General features: G+C 64.0%; 16 protein-coding genes. 7 read left to right on the top strand and 9 right to left on the bottom strand.

What is annotated here, in order from left to right:
- Positions 1-29: 29 nt before the first annotated feature.
- Both mdlC and ADBZ9K_RS24195 read right to left on the bottom strand, forming a co-directional pair.
- A complete protein-coding gene (mdlC, locus tag ADBZ9K_RS24200; protein ID WP_526624789.1) occupies positions 30-1,646 on the bottom strand; it encodes a benzoylformate decarboxylase in 1,617 nt (538 codons plus the stop codon).
- 208 nt (positions 1,647-1,854) lie between these two features.
- Positions 1,855-3,342, bottom strand: coding sequence for a flavin-containing monooxygenase (locus ADBZ9K_RS24195; RefSeq protein ID WP_526624788.1), 1,488 nt, complete (start codon positions 3,340-3,342; stop codon positions 1,855-1,857).
- A gap of 112 nt (positions 3,343-3,454) precedes the next feature.
- Here ADBZ9K_RS24195 and ADBZ9K_RS24190 point away from each other — a divergent pair, with 112 nt between their 5' ends.
- On the top strand, positions 3,455-4,447 hold the full coding sequence (locus tag ADBZ9K_RS24190; RefSeq protein WP_526624787.1) for a helix-turn-helix domain-containing protein: 993 nt from the start codon (positions 3,455-3,457) through the stop codon (positions 4,445-4,447).
- A gap of 139 nt (positions 4,448-4,586) precedes the next feature.
- Positions 4,587-5,192 carry a TetR/AcrR family transcriptional regulator C-terminal domain-containing protein gene (locus tag ADBZ9K_RS24185; protein ID WP_526625613.1) on the top strand — a complete coding sequence of 202 codons (606 nt, stop codon included), beginning with the start codon at positions 4,587-4,589 and terminating at the stop codon, positions 5,190-5,192.
- Between the two features lie 77 nt (positions 5,193-5,269).
- Here the strand turns inward: ADBZ9K_RS24185 and ADBZ9K_RS24180 are convergent, their stop codons facing one another.
- Genes ADBZ9K_RS24180 through ADBZ9K_RS24170 form a run of 3 tightly spaced genes read right to left on the bottom strand, consistent with a single transcriptional unit; the run spans position 5,270 to position 8,096 of the window.
- Positions 5,270-6,427 carry an acyl-CoA dehydrogenase family protein gene (locus ADBZ9K_RS24180; RefSeq protein WP_526624786.1) on the bottom strand — a complete coding sequence of 386 codons (1,158 nt, stop codon included), beginning with the start codon at positions 6,425-6,427 and terminating at the stop codon, positions 5,270-5,272.
- Positions 6,428-6,466: 39 nt separating this feature from the next.
- Complete coding sequence (locus tag ADBZ9K_RS24175; RefSeq protein WP_526624785.1) at positions 6,467-7,141, bottom strand: maleylpyruvate isomerase family mycothiol-dependent enzyme; 675 nt, start codon at positions 7,139-7,141, stop codon at positions 6,467-6,469.
- Positions 7,128-8,096 carry an alpha/beta fold hydrolase gene (locus ADBZ9K_RS24170; protein ID WP_526624784.1) on the bottom strand — a complete coding sequence of 323 codons (969 nt, stop codon included), beginning with the start codon at positions 8,094-8,096 and terminating at the stop codon, positions 7,128-7,130. Before ADBZ9K_RS24170 ends, ADBZ9K_RS24175 begins: the two co-directional genes overlap by 14 nt.
- A gap of 100 nt (positions 8,097-8,196) precedes the next feature.
- On the opposite strand from ADBZ9K_RS24170, the gene ADBZ9K_RS24165 reads away from it, so the two are divergent.
- The 3 genes from ADBZ9K_RS24165 to ADBZ9K_RS24155 are packed head-to-tail and all read left to right on the top strand — an operon-like array spanning position 8,197 to position 11,164.
- A complete protein-coding gene (locus ADBZ9K_RS24165; RefSeq protein ID WP_526624783.1) occupies positions 8,197-8,832 on the top strand; it encodes a TetR/AcrR family transcriptional regulator in 636 nt (211 codons plus the stop codon).
- Between the two features lie 43 nt (positions 8,833-8,875).
- On the top strand, positions 8,876-9,628 hold the full coding sequence (locus ADBZ9K_RS24160; RefSeq protein ID WP_526624782.1) for an SDR family NAD(P)-dependent oxidoreductase: 753 nt from the start codon (positions 8,876-8,878) through the stop codon (positions 9,626-9,628).
- Positions 9,629-9,655: 27 nt separating this feature from the next.
- The gene (locus ADBZ9K_RS24155; protein WP_526624781.1) at positions 9,656-11,164 is read left to right on the top strand and encodes a long-chain-fatty-acid--CoA ligase; all 1,509 of its coding nucleotides are present in this window, start codon (positions 9,656-9,658) and stop codon (positions 11,162-11,164) included.
- A 247-nt stretch (positions 11,165-11,411) separates the two neighbouring features.
- Here the strand turns inward: ADBZ9K_RS24155 and ADBZ9K_RS24150 are convergent, their stop codons facing one another.
- From ADBZ9K_RS24150 to ADBZ9K_RS24135, 4 genes are all read right to left on the bottom strand, one after another.
- Positions 11,412-11,882 (bottom strand): hypothetical protein, encoded by a 471-nt coding sequence (locus ADBZ9K_RS24150; protein WP_526624780.1) that lies wholly within the window; start codon positions 11,880-11,882, stop codon positions 11,412-11,414.
- 9 nt (positions 11,883-11,891) lie between these two features.
- The gene (locus ADBZ9K_RS24145; protein ID WP_526624779.1) at positions 11,892-12,398 is read right to left on the bottom strand and encodes a hypothetical protein; all 507 of its coding nucleotides are present in this window, start codon (positions 12,396-12,398) and stop codon (positions 11,892-11,894) included.
- 5 nt (positions 12,399-12,403) lie between these two features.
- Positions 12,404-12,943 carry a hypothetical protein gene (locus ADBZ9K_RS24140; protein ID WP_526624778.1) on the bottom strand — a complete coding sequence of 180 codons (540 nt, stop codon included), beginning with the start codon at positions 12,941-12,943 and terminating at the stop codon, positions 12,404-12,406.
- A gap of 127 nt (positions 12,944-13,070) precedes the next feature.
- Positions 13,071-14,768: a phosphoenolpyruvate--protein phosphotransferase gene (locus tag ADBZ9K_RS24135; RefSeq protein ID WP_526624777.1), complete on the bottom strand. Its 1,698-nt coding sequence runs from the start codon at positions 14,766-14,768 to the stop codon at positions 13,071-13,073.
- Between the two features lie 102 nt (positions 14,769-14,870).
- On the opposite strand from ADBZ9K_RS24135, the gene ADBZ9K_RS24130 reads away from it, so the two are divergent.
- Positions 14,871-15,650: a DeoR/GlpR family DNA-binding transcription regulator gene (locus ADBZ9K_RS24130; protein ID WP_526624776.1), complete on the top strand. Its 780-nt coding sequence runs from the start codon at positions 14,871-14,873 to the stop codon at positions 15,648-15,650.
- Positions 15,647-16,639 carry a 1-phosphofructokinase gene (pfkB, locus tag ADBZ9K_RS24125; RefSeq protein ID WP_526624775.1) on the top strand — a complete coding sequence of 331 codons (993 nt, stop codon included), beginning with the start codon at positions 15,647-15,649 and terminating at the stop codon, positions 16,637-16,639. The genes ADBZ9K_RS24130 and pfkB overlap by 4 nt, the downstream gene beginning before the upstream one ends.
- The last annotated feature ends 17 nt before the right edge of the window (positions 16,640-16,656 follow it).

Raw genomic sequence — 16,656 nt, 5'->3', positions numbered from 1 at the left:
CTCAAAGGGCTTTCGTTCAAGCGTGTTCGTTAACCGAGCTGTGGCAGCTCCAGTTGAGTGGGGACGACGATCACGGTCGGGCCGTCCGCTTGCAGGGCGGTCGCGAACTCTCGCGCCAACTCTTCGATGGTGTCGACGTTTGCCGTGCGGCATCCGAAACCCGTTGCCAGGGACCCGATATCCAATCCAGGGAGATCAAGCGCAGGCACACCCGGCGTGTTCTCCAGCAAGGCAAACGACTTGAGGATGGCGTACGCCCCGTTGCGCAATACCACGAAGACGATCGGCAATTTGTGCTGGGCGGCCGTCCAGATCGCCTGCACCGAGTACTGGAACGACCCGTCACCGATGGTGGCGACGATATGCCGCTTGACGCCACGCTCGCGGTCGCCGAGCGCCACCCCAACGGCTCCGGGAACGCCCCAGCCGATACCCCCGCTTCCGGTGGCAAAGAAGCTGCCGGGCCGCGTGGTGGGCAGCCACTGCAGCAGCTCGGCCATCGTCGACGTGGACTCCATCACCACCGCGGCATCGTCGGGTTTGACCGTGCTCAGGGTCGCATAGACCTCGTCGGCGGTCAGGGGTTCCGACGGTGCCGAGGACCGCACGGCCCGGTCCCTATTCAACGGAGGGTGCGAGGCCAGGTCAGTCGGTACGTCGATCAGGTCGACCAGTTGTTCCAGGGCAAGCCGAACGTCGCCGAGGAGGCTGTCACCGACTGGGGCGACCGAGGCCAGGTGAGGATCGACTGTGAGCTGAATGAGCTCGGATCCCTCTGGCAGATACTCGCCCGCCACGAACGGGTAGTAGCGGAACGCCTGCGCACCGATCACGAGGACGAGGTCATGCCCATGGACCACCTGATTGACCCCGGCGATCGTCATCGGCATCGGACCTGCGTACAGCCGGTGGTCTTCGGGGAATGACACGCGGTCGGTCAGTGCGCTGGCGCGCACAGGTGCCCCGAGCTTCTCGGCGAAGGCGATGCCGACGTTCCACCCACCAGCACGGTCCACCTCCGGCCCGAGAATCAGCAGCGGGTTCTTCGCGCGATTAATCCGCTCGGCGAACTCTCTGAGCCGCAACATATCTGGGGCACTCCGTCGGCTGACGGTCCGCACCGTTGCCGGGCCGAGGGCTGGCTTCTGCCAGTCGTCCAGCGGAACAGACAGAAACACCGGTCCAGCGGGGGGCTGCAGGGCGATGGCGTAGGCCTGCATGAATGCCGCCGGAACGTCCTCGGAGCGCACGGGCTCGTATGCCCACTTGACCCAGGGTGTGGGCAGCACCGTTGCGTCCCGGTTGTTCAGATACGGGTCGCCCAGCGACATCTCGCGGGTCTGCTGACCCGCCGTGACGATTAGCGGCGTGTTTGCGCGGTAGGCAGCCACTAGGCTTCCCATCGCGTTGCCTACGCCCGCCGCGGTATGCAGGTTGACCAGAGCCGGCTTGCCGACGGACTGAGCGAAGCCGTCCGCCATCGCCAGTGCGGAGGCCTCCTGCAGCGCCAACACGTAGGTGAAGTCGTCAGGAAAGTCTTGCAAGAACGTCTGCTCGGTCGACCCGGGGTTCCCGAAAACTGTTGTCAGACCAAGCGTGCGGAGTAGGTCGTAGGTGACCGCGTGGACGGTCTTGTGATCTGTCATGTAAACACCAGCTTTCGATGGACTTGACGGCTTGGATGACCCCGGCACTCTTGCGAGGTGTCATCGACATCAACGAATCACGTTGGCGCCTAGATATTTATCAATGGCAGTGATCAGACCGGATATTTTCATCCTCCTGATCTACCTTCAGATGGCCTGTGTCGTCACTACTGACGTGCTGGTGACGAACAGTGGTGGGGACGAGTTCTTATCTGGCAGCCCTGACGACTGCGCGTTGTGACTGAAAGTGCAACGGTTCGGCGGAAAAGTCCACCCGGCAAAGATCGGCCTTGTCTGCCCAGTAGTCCTGCGAGTGGCGCCAGAGGTGCTTATCGCCCCGCCTGGGCAGCGTGTTCGCCGCGCGCTGTACGTAGCCGGGGTTGAACTCTTCGGTGTCCAGGTAGGGCAGAAGAACCATGTCGGCATCTTCCGGGCGAAGCTGCGGGGTCACTACGGACACTCCGCTCTGACGCATGTGATTCAGCAGTCTGCACACGAACGCCCCGACCAGGTCGACCCGCAGCGTGTATGGGGCCGAACGGAAGTAGCCGACAACCCACGCGAGGTTGGGAGTCTCGGTGAAAAGGATGCCGCGATAGGTCACGGTCTTGCACATGTCGAACGGCACCCCGTCCTGCGATATCGCGATATCGCCGAACGCCGACACGTTGAAGCCGGTCGCGGTGACGATCACGTCCGCATCGAGCACTGCACCGGACTTCAAACGTACGCCCTCAGGGACGAAGGCCTCGATCTCGTCGGTGACGACAGTTGCCTTGCCGGACCGAATCGCGTCGAAATAGTCGTTGTCAGGCACGTAACACACTCGCTGCCGCCACGGCTTGTACGCCGGGACGAAGTCGTCGGTAAGTTCGCCACCCAGTGCTTCACGCACGCCGGCAAGTAAGTCCCGCTTCGCGTCCTCTGGGTTCTCAAGACTATGCGTGACCCATTCATCATGGTCCGAGAGCACCTGCTGACGCACAATTTCGTGTATCCACTCCTTGGGAATGTCGAGCTTGCGCAGCCGAGTGGCCAGTTCATTCTCGTTCGGTGCCGCCACGAAGTAGGTCGGGGACCGCTGCAGCTGGGTCACGTGTGCGGCGGTGTCGGAGAGCGCCGGAATGATCGTGACCGCCGTTGCGCCCGAACCGATTACCAGCACCCGCTTGCCAGCGCAGTCATAGCCGTGGGGCCAGCGCTGAGGATGCAGGATGTCCCCGGAGAAGTCGCTCATACCAGGCCAATCGGGGATGTATCCCTCGAGGTGTCGGTAGTAGCCCTGGCACATCCAGAGGAAGGTGGCGGTGTAAGTCTCCGTGCTGCCATCGCTGCAGGTGGCCGTCACGACCCAGTGGGAATCGGCCGAGCACCAGTCCACGGTCGTGACGTGACGTGAGTAGTGGATGCGGTTCTGCAATCCGTGATCGTCGATGACCTCGCCAATGTAATCCCGGATGGGCCCGCCCCTGGCGATCGGGGCACCTTCCCAAGGCTTGAAACTGAATCCGTATGTGAACAAGTCGGTATCCGAGCGTGCGCCTGGATAAGTGTTGGATCGCCAGGTGCCACCGTGACCGGCGAAGGCGTCAAGGATCGCGAATTCGGCCCACGGGCACTCCTTGGTGAGGTGGACGGCCGACCCCACACCGGAAAGTCCCGCCCCGATGATCAAGACGTCGAGATGCGTTGCCACGAGTGACCCCATTTCTACTGGGAATTTGTCAGGTGATCGGCTTCCAGCGTGCGCGCCTGCACCCTCAATCGAGGAGTGCCTGAGACGCCAAGAATGTGGCAAAATGAGCCAAATGGTTGATGCCTACGGCCTGCCTAGCCCGATCGGTTACTTCCGCACCATCCAGCGCGCACTCGGTGCCGAAGGCGAATTCCTCGAAGGGACCGGCCTGACCCAGGCCGAGGTCGAAACCACCACGGCGGACATCGATCTCGGCAGACAGCTCCAGCAGATCAGGAACGTCGTGAACACATGCGGAGACGACTGGGTGTTCCAACGGCCGGAGATCTGGGGTGCCGCGATGCACGGCGCCCTGGCGATCGCCGCCGTCTCTGCCCCCACCGTCGGCCATGCGCTCGGGGTCATGCAGCGGTACGGCAGGTCCCGGGCGAGTTGGTCAGAAACCTGCATAACATCGACCAGACAACACATCTGTTTTGACTTGGACCTCAGTGTTCCGCTGGATGTGGACGAATGGCGTCACCTGATCGAAGTGCACTTCGTGACGGTGCGGTATCTGGTGCAAAGCGCACTGGGACGGGAGCCAAAGGAGATGAGCTTCTTCTTCCGGTGTCCTCAACCCGACTACCACGACAGCATCCGGCAGGTCTTGGGATCAAACGTCGAATTCTCGGCACCGATGAATCGTGTTCGCATTCCCCGTGAATGGGGCCCCATCCGCTCGGTCGGGGAAGATCCGCGGCTCCATGCGCACGCGATCGACGAACTCTCGGGTTCCGGAGGCAGCGTCGCAGACAGCGCATACTTCAAGCTGCGCGTCGAGCGGACTCTGCGCGGCGCGCTGCAGGGTCGCCTCTCTGCGGACCACGTTGCGAAGTCGCTCGCGGTATCGCGCCGGACGATGGCCCGACGACTGCTCGCGGAGGGAACCACCTTTCGGGAGCTCAGCGACAACGAGACAAAGCGCAGGGCGCGCGCAATGAGTAAAGCGGGGCTGACTCGCGAGGTGATGGCTGCGCGTCTCGGCTACGACGACCCGACAAGCCTCAGCCGGGCGTGGCGGCGCTGGTCGGCAGAGGACGCTGGCACGTCCCCTCGCCGCTAACACGTACACTGTACCTCTGATTGGTCGCCGCGATATCGCAGTGGAAGGCTGGTGAGGGGTGCGGGCTCGATTCACAGTGGACGAGATCGGCCAGTGCGCGCTGAGCATCGTAGAGCGTGACGGGGTGGGTGGGCTCACTATGCGAGCAGTGGCTTCCCAGCTGAAAACGGGGCCAATGACGTTGTACAACTACGTCAGTGGGCGGGAAGGCCTCGAAGATCTGGTCGTCGACGCGATCATCGAATCGTTGGTGCTGCCCGAGCCCACCAACGACTGGCAAACCGATCTTCGAGAAACAGCAACGGCACTGTGGGAGGTATTGCGGGCACATCCCAACGTCATACCGCTGATTCTGATGCGCCGGCCAGTGTCGGCGTCTGCGTTTGCTCCGGCCGATCAGATGATCGCCGCGCTATCCCGATCGCAATTGAGTGAGCAAGACGTTTTGGCCGCGTTTCGTGCGATCCTGGCGTTGGTGACGGGCTCTGCCCAAGCCGAGTTCGCCGGGCTGTTCGCGGGCACTCCGGAGCACGACGAGGCCAATGCCGCCGGTGCCATAAGAGTCGGCGAACTCGCCCGTGATCGGTATCCGTACATCGCAAAGCTGGCGAAAGTGAGTGAGCAGTCCACGGCAGCAGCCGATTTCCAGCGTGGCCTCGCGATCTTCTTACAAGGCCTCGCCGCTGTTGAGGAGCATCCCGGGGTCAAGCGAGTTCGGCCGCCAACTCGGCGCGGAAAGCGATGATAAGTCGCCTGGGAACGTAAGGCGCTGTCCGACAACCACTTGCTGCCATCGTGACGACCGCGACGGTTGCCGCTTCCTCATAACAAGGCCCTGGACATGACCATTCGTTGAATCTGATTGGTGCCTTCATAGATCTGGGTGATCTTGGCGTCACGCATCATGCGCTCCACGGGGAAGTCGGTGGTGTAGCCGGCCCCGCCGAACAATTGGACGGCGTCGGTGGTCACACTCATCGCGACATCGGAGGCAAAGCACTTACTTGCTGAAGAGATGAAGCTGAGGTCGTCCTCGCGACGCTCGGCGCGGGCAGCGGCGGTGTATACCATGAGGCGGGCTGCTTCGATCTTCATCGCCATATCGGCCAGCATGAACTGTACGGCTTGGAAGTCCGAGACTGAGCGCCCAAACTGTCTGCGGTCTTTCGTATATGCGATAGCTGCATCCAGCGCACCCTGCGCAATACCCACGGCCTGGGCGCCAATCGTCGGTCGGGTGTGGTCCAGGGTCGCCAACGCAGTCTTGAAACCGGTACCGGGCGCGCCGATGATCCGGTCTGCAGGTATGCAACAGTCGGTGAAGTACAACTCCGTCGTGGACGAACCCTTGATGCCGAGCTTTCGCTCCTTTTCGCCCACTGTGAAGCCATCGTCGTCCTCGTGAATCATGAACGCCGAAATCCCGTTTGGCCCTTGGCTCGCATCAGTAACGGCCATCACGGTGTACCAGCTCGACGCGCCGCCGTTGCTGATCCAGGCTTTGGTCCCGTTGAGGATCCAATTCTCACCGGCGGCTTGGGCGCGTGTGCGCATCGCTGCGGCATCGCTACCGGCCTCTCGTTCGGACAGCGCGTACGAAGCCATAGCGATGCCGGAGGCCAGATCAGGGAGCACCTTCCTCTTGAGTTCCTCGGAACCATTGAGGATCAAGCCCATCGTTCCCAGTTTGTTCACGGCGGGAATCAAAGCCGCTGACGCGTCCACCCGAGCCACCTCCTCGATGACGATGCACGTCGCTACTGAGTCGGCGCCCTGCCCACCATAAGCGTCGGGTATGTGGACTGCGTGAAACCCCGCAGTAGTCAACGCCTTCAAAGCCTCGTGAGGGAAGCGCGCGTTCTGGTCAACATCGGCGGCGTGGGGCGCGATCTGCTTTTCGCACAGGGCGCGCATCGACATACGAAGTTCTTGGTGTTCGTCGGGGAGGCGGAACAGGTCGAAATCGGACGTGCGGGTCATGATGGGCTCCCGGGCTGGAAAGTGAGGTGGCCGGACAGGTCACAGGACTCGTCGGGTGTGTCCGATCGGTCTTGAGATCCGCTTGCTCAGAGTGGAAACTCCATCTCCAGAAAGAAAGGCGAGAGCATGTGGGCGGCCCGCTAGCGCCGATGCGAGGTGTGCTGCCCGACCCTCGATCACGCCGCATGGGTCGCCGTCCGCGGTGGACGTCCAACCGGTATCCGTTGCGCGCAGGGTCAAGCCCGATGCGTTTCGCTTCGCGGGAACGAATGGATTGGGCAGACCGACCTCCGTCGCGAGAACGGCGTCGACTATCTCCCTGGGTATCTCCGGTGTCATGCGTAGCGCCAGGGCAATGTCGAGATAGTGCATGACGTGATCGCCCAGCAGTAGCCCGGGTGGGAAGAGGTGTCCGATACCGCGCCTGTGATCGATCAGCAGCTCGAAGGTGTCGATGAGTTCCCGGGCACTGCGTCGACGTGCAAGACGTTGCGCCAGTGCGGTGTTGGTCCGATCAAAGTTCATCCGATGTTTGGCCATCGACCAGCAGAGCGACGGCACGGAGACGCTGTATCCGATGACGAGATGAGCGAGCACGTCATGTGTGGTCCACTCGGAGCACAGGCTCGGTTGCTTCCAGTCCGCGGGCTTCAGCGAGCGGGCGAACTTCACGAAGTCATGGTCATGACGTTGTAGAAAGTCACGGTTCGACATGGAGTTCCTTGCGCAAGAAGGCCGTTTGGTCGGCCACCAGTGTGTGCACCAGCGGTGGATGGTAGATCTCGAAGTGGTCGCCGTCATAGGAACGGACGGTCGCCTTGGGGGCAGTGCCAGCCACGTCGTACACGTGTTTGACATCCATCAAGTTCTCGTTGGAGGACACGCAGATGAACAGCGGTGCTTGAATTTTGGACGCTTTGCGCTTCGCGCTGATCACTGCCAGGCCCAAGGCATTCGCCGCCGCAATCCGGTTGTCGAACGAAGAATCCTGAGGCGTCGTGGAGTTCCAGCCTTGGAGTGCGCCTGGCGCCGTGACCACCGCCGTGCCGCCCGGGGGCCCAACGATGGGAATGTACTTCCGGGGCGATCCGATGGCGGCGCGAACCAGGTCTTCGACGATCGGCGGCGTCATCCTCAACACTGGTCCGAGTCCGGAGTGCAGCGCCGCGCCGGGGCCGTACACGATCGGGCACTGGACCACGACTGCTGCGACGTCGTTGCGTTCGCTGGCTACGCGTAGCGCATGCATGGCGCCCAGGCTGGTGCCCCACAGACCCACTCGTCGGGCGTCGACGCGGGGGTCGGACTTGAGGAAGTCGTAGGCTGCCTGAACGTCGGCGTGTTGCCGACGCATTGACAGCCGCTGGCGAGGGTCACCGGCGGACGCTCCCGTGGTGCGGTAGTCGAACGCTAAAGTGACTATTCCCGCCGTGCTGAAGGCCTGCTCGTACTGCGTCAACATCATTTGATGAGTTGCGCCAAGACCATGGATGAGGACGACTGCCGGGTGTGGGCCCGGCCCATCGGGATAGGTCAACCAGGCTGCGCACCTGGTGCCGCCTGACTCGAAGCTCGCATCGATCGTCGTCGTCATGTCATGTTCCTTCCAAGCCGCCGCACACCTTAGAGGTACGTTGTACGTATAATACGTACAACGTACGTGCAACATGTGTCAAGCGTCCGGCTGGGCCATTGGGCGCCGCCGCGGCCAATTCGGCGTACGTTGTACCTATGTTTGGATATGCGGACGGGTCGCAGAGGAGGCCGGCATGCCGAGAAAGTCGTTGAGGCACACAGCGAAGGGCGAACACACCCGGCAGCGAATCCTGGAAGCTGCCGATCGTCTGATCAGTGGGCATGGCGTGACCCGCGTGACCCTTGAGGACGTGCGAGCCGAGGCGAACGTGAGCAGCTCCCAGATCTACCACTACTTCGCCGACAAGCAAGCCTTGATCTCGGCCGTCGTCGATCATCAGGACTCGCTGTGGTCGGGGGGTGAGTCGATGGTGGGCAGCTTCGGGTCGGCGGATGCCGTGCGGTCCTGGGTCCAGCGTCTGGTCGAGGAGCAACGCGAATCGGAATTCGCAGGCGGTTGTCCCATCACCACACTGGGCGCCGGACTGATGGATCTCGATGGCGCCACGCTCGCCCAACTCGCACGGATACTCCGCCGATGCGAGGACGGCATTCGTGCCGGTTACAGAACGATGCACGCCAACGACGACCTCGCGCCGAACGCTGATCCGGATGCGCTCGCGACCATGACGTTGGCTACTGCGATTGGTGGTCTCGTGCTCACTCAGCTCAATCGCGACGCCCGGCCGCTACAGGTAGCCCTGGAAGCGATGCTCGACTGTCTACAGGCGCAACGGTCTTCGACATCAAAGATGTTGTCATTCAAATAGATTGGATTGGTGATTCCAAAAGCATGCGTCTAACGTTCGGGACATGACTTTGGACATGGCAGGATCGACGGCGTTGGTGACGGGTTCAACGAGCGGTATCGGCACCGCGATAGCGACGGCGTTGGCACAGCGCGGAGCCCACGTACTGGTTTGTGGCCGCGACGCTCAGCGCGGTGAGCGGGTCGTCGACAACCTACGTAACGCCGGTGGGCGTGCCGATTTCGTTGCCGCAGACCTAGGTGGAGGCGCCGCGGCCGCCAAGGAGCTGGCCGCTCGGGCTCAGCAGATCGCCGGCCGACACATCGACATCCTGGTCAACAATGCGGCAGTCGGAATCATCGCTCCGACAGCGGATATGCCCGAAAGCGGATTCGACGCGGCCATTGCGACCAACCTCACCGCTCCCTACTACTTGGTCGGTGCCTTGGCACCTGCTATGGCTGAAGCGGGTAGGGGAGCGATCGTGAACGTGGCCAGCATGGCTGGCCAGTTCGCCCTGCCAGGGATGTCGGTGTACGGCGCGACCAAGGCTGCACTGTTGTTCCTCACCAAGAGTTGGGCCGCCGAATTCGGGCCTCGAGGCGTTCGGGTAAATGCCGTCACCGTCGGACCGACGCGTACCCCGGGTTCGGCCGAATTGGGTGAAGCGCTCGACGCCCTGGCCGCACAAGCGCCCGCAGGTCGCGTTGCCGATCCCACCGAGATTTCCTCGGCCGTAGCGTTTCTCGTCAGCGGCGCGGCGAGCTTCGTCCACGGCGCCGCGCTGTCCGTCGACGGCGGCCGCACCGCAGTGTGAAGCTGCAGGCATCTGGACGGAGGCGACATGTCGAATCTCGCAGTCAACCTCGTTGATTCGGCGCAACGTCATCCTGACCGCATCGCCGTCATCACCGAAACGGCCACGATGACCTACGCGGAGGTTGATAGCGCGGCTGCGCGGCTGGCGACCCTACTGCACCGCAGCGGTATTCGAGCGGGAGATCGGGTCGGCGTCATGGTGCCCAACATCGCGGCAGCGCCCATCTCCTACTACGCCATCTGGCGGGTTGGTGCCATCGCAGTACCCATGAATCCACTGCTAAAAGTGGGTGAGGTGCAGTTTCAATTGGCCAACACCGCGGCGCGGCTGTTGATCGGCAGTCCGGAATTCGCTGCTGCCGCTGCGACGAAAGTGGTCGAGCGGACCAACACGGCACTGCTTCTGGTCGATGACGCATTGCTGGCAGCCGAGACTGCGGAGCTACCCGCATTCGGCGATCCCGTCGAGCGCAGACCTCAGGACACAGCTGCCGTGCTGCATACCTCCGGCACCACGGGTACACCCAAGGGCGCGGAGCTGACGCACGGCAACCTGGGAAGCAATCAAAATACGTTCCGTAGCAGCCTAATTCGACTCACCGAACTGGACGTGGTGCTCGCATGTCTGCCCCTGTTCCACGTGTTCGACATGACTTGCGCAATGAATGCCGCTATTGCCTCTGGTAGCGCATTGTCACTGATAGCGCGGTTCGATCCGACAACGGCGATAGAGCGGATCGCCACTGACGGGGTCACTGTGTTCGCGGGCGTACCGACCATGTACACCGCCCTACTCGGAGTCGCAGATCAGTTCGGGCGGGGCTCAACCGCGTCATTGCGCATTTGCGTCTCCGGTGGCTCGGCATTACCGGTTCAGGTGCTCCGGGATTTCGAGAAGGCCTTTGGGGCAGTTGTTCTCGAAGGGTATGGGCTTTCCGAGACATCACCTGTCGCGGCCTTCAACGGCCCCGACGCGGATCGTCGGCCAGGTTCCGTCGGTACTCCGGTCCCAGGTGTTCTGTTGCGTCTGGTCGACGCCGAGGGGAATGAGGTACATCAGGGACAGCCGGGCGAGATTCAGATCAAGGGTCCCAATGTGATGAAGGGATACTGGAATCAGCCAGAAGCCACTGCGGAATCACTCAGCGAAGGGTGGTTCGCCACCGGTGACATCGCCGTCGTCGACCGTGACGGCTATTTCGTCATCGTCGACCGTAAGAAGGACGTGATCATTCGCGGTGGATACAACGTGTATCCACGCGAAATCGAGGAAGCCTTGCACGAGCATCCGGCCGTCGCTCTGGTAGCCGTGGTCGGGATACCGCATGACTCGCTCGGCGAGGAAGTCGGCGCCGCCGTTGTACTCAGGCCGGACGCATCGGCAGACGTCGACGAACTACGCCAGTTCACCAAGGAAAGGGTCGCCGCCTACAATTATCCCCGCCGCATCTGGTTCGTCGACAGCCTGCCAACTGGGCCCACCGGGAAGATACTTCGCCGCGAAGTCAAGCCACCGCCGACCTCATGTGTTTGAAGAAAAGCATTCATTCCCAGCAACGTGGGCGACCACCGGTTATCGCGGGGTAGGTCGGCGTGTTCCGTCCAGGTTCGGGGCGCCGCATCGAAGCTGGCCGACCAGCGCTGCTGCTCCCAAGCGTCCCCGGGATAACTCGTCAGCCGGCTACACCCAAATCGAGTCGCAACAACGACCATTGGACGCCACCCCACAGCGGCCGTTCGACGAAACGTCGGGGGTCTACAACCCTTATGGCCCGCAACAGCTAGGCACGCATGTTCAACAATTCTGATAGCGGTCGATTGCCCGCCCACAATTCGTCCTGTGCGCGATCGATGTCGGACTCCGTTATCGCTCCGCGGAGTACCACCCGAGCCTCGAACCCGATCGCAACGCCGGCGTGGGCAAGCGCTCGATTAGGGCTGGCAATGCCAGCGTCTCGCAACAGGATCTTGAAGCGTTGGAATTCGAGGTGCCGCCAAGCGATGTAGGGCGAGGTCATTTGATCGTCGAAGAGCCAACGCGCGTGCCACCCTACGCCTTTTGTGGCGGCGAGGACCTCACGCGCCTGTTTGTCCTTGAACCGCTTCAGTTTGAACTCTTGTACTCGTGTCAGAAGCATGTTTGAGGGTGTGGATTGTTGGGCGCTTGCCTCCGCGAGTGTCGAAGCCGCTCGGCGCAACGTGTTGCGCACCGGTCGCGGCAACTGCGTCCAAATGAGCTTCTTCTCGTCCAATTCAATGTATTAGCAGCCCTTGTGCTTTCGTCCCTCCCCGAGCGCCTCTGGTACGTATTGGATATAGCGTCCCCTGCGTTTCTCGATGCTGCCTTGTGGGATCCAGCCGGTCCGGAAGGCTACTTTTCTGCCGTCGGCATCGGAGAGTAGATCGATTTCGTAGACTGCCTGACCGCGCAACATCATGTCCGCGATCCAGCTCAGGTGATACCGAACCGCGGTCTCAAGCCTTGACGATGGACCGCTCGGTGAATTCAGGCCGTCTGTGATCAGATCCTCGACATCGCTGTTGTAGGGCTCTATCGCAACGGAGAAGCCACTCTCGGGGTCGTCCTCCCAGGGCAGAATCTGTTCGGCGTCTTCAGTGAACATATGGCCGTAGAAATTGCCCCAGCGGAGCTGATCTCGTTGAACACGATTGAGCCGGTCGATGAGGTTGGCATCGTTTTCGGCAGCCTCACGGATGTAGAACTGCGTGCGGCGGTGGCTGCGAAGACCTCGATGGGGATCGCGCATTTGTATCAGTCTCTATCGGAGTCGTCGGCGGAGGGGATGGTGGTGTCCGGTTGGGCTGCTTGTTCGGCAGCAGCCGTTCGGTCCTCCTCGAACTGCGCAAGGGTTTGCAACAGCGAGCTGAGGCTAGGACGAACGTTGGTGTCGTCGCCAAGTTGGGGCACGACGTAGTGAGCGAGAAATAAATCGGTTGGCTTGTAGGTGATTCCGAAGGCTCCAGGGGCGAAGGCGGCAACGATCGGCGAAAGTTCGGGAGTCGGGCGGGCATGGGGATTGTCGATGTCGAAGGCGTCGAAGGGATCGGCGATGCCACGCTCTTCGAGGAACCGAACCAGCTTCTGTTCGCGGCTACTGCGCAGGACGTAGAGGTCGTTGAGGGAAATCGCAGAGTCGACATCCGACATGATGTCGAGCAGGTTCGGCAGGAAGTCCTCGCCGAGCTGGTCACGCCGAGAATCCCACATCGGCCGGATAGAGTCCCAGATTCCTTCACCGTCGAGTTCCTGCAGCAGGATGGCGTAGCCACTGAGCTCCATAAGCGCGACCATGGGTTCTACGGTGTAGATGAATTGGAGGAGGGGCAGCTGTCCCGCTACATCCGCGATCATCCGCCGGCCAGCGGCCTGACCCTGCTGGCATGCCCAGATTAACCGGACCGCGGTCCGATTGATTCCCTCAGCCCAGCACGGCCATTGCCGCCGCTCTGGCGTCGCCGGCGCTCGCGGTGGTCAGCACCGCCTCGGCGGCGTCGCGGCACTGCTGCAGGGTGACCGACGCCAGTTTGGCACCGACCCCGTTGACCGCGGCGGCAGCCGCCGACAGCGACGTGACGCCCAACCCGGTCAGCACGCAGGCCAACAGGGGATCCGCGGCGGCCTCCCCGCAGACGCCGACCGGCTTGTTGGCGCTGGCGCCGGCGCGTGCGGTGTGCGCAACCAGTGCGAGCACACCGGGTTGCCAGGGATCGGTCAACGTGGCTAGTTCGGCCGACATCCGGTCGGCGGCCATCGTGTACTGGGCCAGGTCGTTGGTGCCGATGGACAGGAACTCGACGTGGTCGAGGATCCGGTCGGCCAGCAGCGCGGCCGCGGGCACCTCGATCATCACACCCGGCACCAGGCCGCGCTGGCGGGCCCGATCGGCGAACCGCTGGGCTTCGTCGGGGGTGGCGATCATCGGCGCCATCACCCAGGGCGCGTTGCCGGTCCGCTCCGCCGCGGCGGCGATCGCGTCGAGCTGGCGCTCGAGAACCTCGGGGTGCAGCGCCTCGATCCGGATACCCCGCACCCCGAGGGCGGGATTGGCCTCGTCGGGGTGGCCGACGAACTTCAGCGGCTTGTCGGATCCGGCGTCCAGGGTGCGGATGACGACCTTGCATCCGGCGAAGGCGTCGAGCACCTCGGCATAGATCGTGGCCTGTTCATCCACCGTCGGCTCGGTGTCGCGGTTGAGGAAGCACAGTTCGGTGCGGAACAAGCCGATGCCCTCGGCCGGGGTTTCCCGGGCCGAGCGGGCGGCCGACCCATCCTGGACGTTGGCCAGGATGGCCACCGGATGGCCGTCGGAGGTGGCACCGGGGCCGAGCCAACCGGCCATCGCCGCGGTGGCCGCGTCGGCGGTGGCGACGGCGGCGGTCGCCTCGGCCGGGTCCGGCGAGACGCGCAGCGTTCCGCGGGTTCCGTCGATCAGGACCTCGGCGCCGGCCGGGACGTCATCGAGCCCGTGGACGGCGACCACGCACGGGATCCCGAGCTGCCGGGCGATGATCGCGGTGTGGCTGGTTGGCCCGCCCAGGGTGGTGGCTAGCCCGACGATCAGAGCGGGGTCCAGCCCCGCGGTGTCGGCGGGTGCGAGATCCTCGGCGCACAGGATCGACGGGTGTGCCGGGGTCGGCACGCCGGGCTCGGGCAGGCCGTTCAGTTCGGCGACCACCCGGTCGCGGATGTCCCGCAGGTCGGTGACCCGCTCGGCCATCAGGCCACCGAGCTGGGTGAACAACTCGACGAACTGGGCCACCGACTCCGCGGTGGCCCGGACGGCGGGCGCACCCCCGGCGATCAGCTTCTCCGCGGCGCCGAGCCAGGCGCGGTCCTGGGCGAGCATGGCGGTGGCCGCCAGTACCTCGGAGGCGGCGCCGGTGGCGCGCGCGGCGCGGGCGCGCAGCCGTTCGGCGACGGTGGCCGCCGCGGTGGTAAACCTGACCGCTTCGGCCGCACGTTCACCCTCGGCGAGCTGCCCGCCGGTATCGAGGTCCTCGATGGCGGGCAGGCGGCCGGGGCGGATGACCGGTGCGTACTGGACGCCGGGGACGACCGGGACTCCGACGAGGACCTGTCCGGCACCGAGTGATGTAGGTGTGGAAGCGGCGGGCATGTGAACCACGTTACAACAAATCATTGACAAGTCAACACGATCGGGAGTAAAACAACACATATCAACATTCCATCGCCTCAGTACCCACATAAACGGAGAACTGTGTACCCGGAAGAACGGCAGCAGGCAATCGCCGCCCAAGTGCTGTCCCGGGGGCGCGCCTCGGTGACCGAACTGGCCCAGGCCTACGACGTGACCACCGAGACCGTCCGCCGGGATCTGGCGGTACTCGACCGGGCCGGGATCGTGCGGCGGGTGCACGGCGGCGCGGTTCCGGTGCGCGCGCTGCACGTCGTCGAGCCCGGCGTCGACGAACGCGAAGTCACCCGCGCCGAGCACAAGGAGGCCATCGCCCGCGCGGCCGCCGAGTTCCTGCCGCTGGCCGGCGCGACGGTGCTGTTCGACGCCGGCACCACCACCGCCCGAGTGGCGTCCATGCTGCCGGTCGACCGTGAGTTCGTGGTGGTCACCAATTCGGTACCGATCGCCGCGCGGCTGGCCACCATGCCCTCGGTCACCCTGCAGCTGCTCGGCGGCCGAGTGCGCGGGTTGACCCAGGCCGCCGTCGGCGAGCCGGTGCTGCGCAGCCTGGACACGCTGCGGGTGGACATCGCCTTCATCGGGGCCAACGGGATCAGCGTGCGCCACGGCCTGTCCACCCCGGACAGCGACGAGGCCGCCGTCAAGCGCGCCATGGTCCGGTGTGCCAACTATGTGGTCGTACTGGCGGACTCGTCGAAGATCGGCCACGAGGAGTTCGTCAGCTTCGCCCCGATCGACAGCGTCGACGCACTCGTGACCGACTCCGAGATCAGCCCGGCCGATCGGCGCGAATTGACCGAGCAGGGCGTCGAAGTCGTCCTGGCAGGAGGGGACTCATGATCGTCACCGTCACGCCCAATCCGAGCATCGACCGCACGGTGACACTGCCCACCCGACTCGTGCGCGGTGCGGTGCACCGGGTGGATTCGGTGTCGAGTGAGCCGGGCGGCAAAGGTGTCAACGTCGCGCGTGCGCTCACCCTGGCCGGCCTGGACACCGTCGCCGTGCTGCCCGCCGCCAGGCACGATCCCATCGTGGCGGCCCTGGAGACCTACGGCGTGCCCTTCCACGCGGTGCCCATCGCCGGAGCGGTGCGCACCAACCTGGCAATCACCGAAACCGACGGCACCACAACCAAAATCAACGAGCCCGGCGCAGCCATCGACCCATCCGCGCTGACCGCGCTCACCCGGGCGATCCTCGAGCGCGCCGCCTCGGCGCGCTGGGTGGTGCTGTCCGGCTCGCTGCCGCCGGGACTGCCGGTGACCTGGTACGCCGACCTGGTGGCCCAGTTGGCGGACTACGAGTGCAAGGTGGCCGTCGACACCTCCGACGCGCCGCTGGCGGCGCTGGCGGCCGGCTTCGGTGTGGCCGCGCCGGACCTGATCAAGCCCAACGCCGAAGAGCTGGCCGGACTGGCCGGGCTAGAACCCGACGTGCTGGAAACCGCGCTGGCCCAAGGCGATCCAGACCCGGTGGTGCTGGCTGCCCGCCAGCTCATCGAGCGCGGCGCCAAGGCGGTGCTGGCCACCCTCGGGGCGGCGGGCGCGGTCTTGGTCAACGACACCGGCAGCTGGCTGGCCACCCCTCCCCCGATCACGCCCCGGAGTACCGTCGGTGCCGGTGACTCCTCCCTCGCGGGCTATGTGCGCGCCGACGTCGGCGGCGCGCAGGCGCCGCAACGACTGCAGATGGCCGTCGCCTACGGCAGTGCCGCTGCGGCGCTTCCCGGTTCGGCGCTGCCGTCGCCGGCACAGATCAATATCGATGCGGTAGTGGTGAGCTCGATATCGCCCTATCCCGCCGGTTCTCACTCCGCCCGCCCCTGACACCCCATCCGAAGGTA

It is taken from the genome of Mycobacterium sp. (assembly GCF_965229265.1).
Taxonomy (GTDB): Bacteria; Actinomycetota; Actinomycetes; order Mycobacteriales; family Mycobacteriaceae; genus Mycobacterium.
Note: the sequence above shows the minus strand (reverse complement) of the source record. Positions and strands in the feature narration are given on the sequence as shown.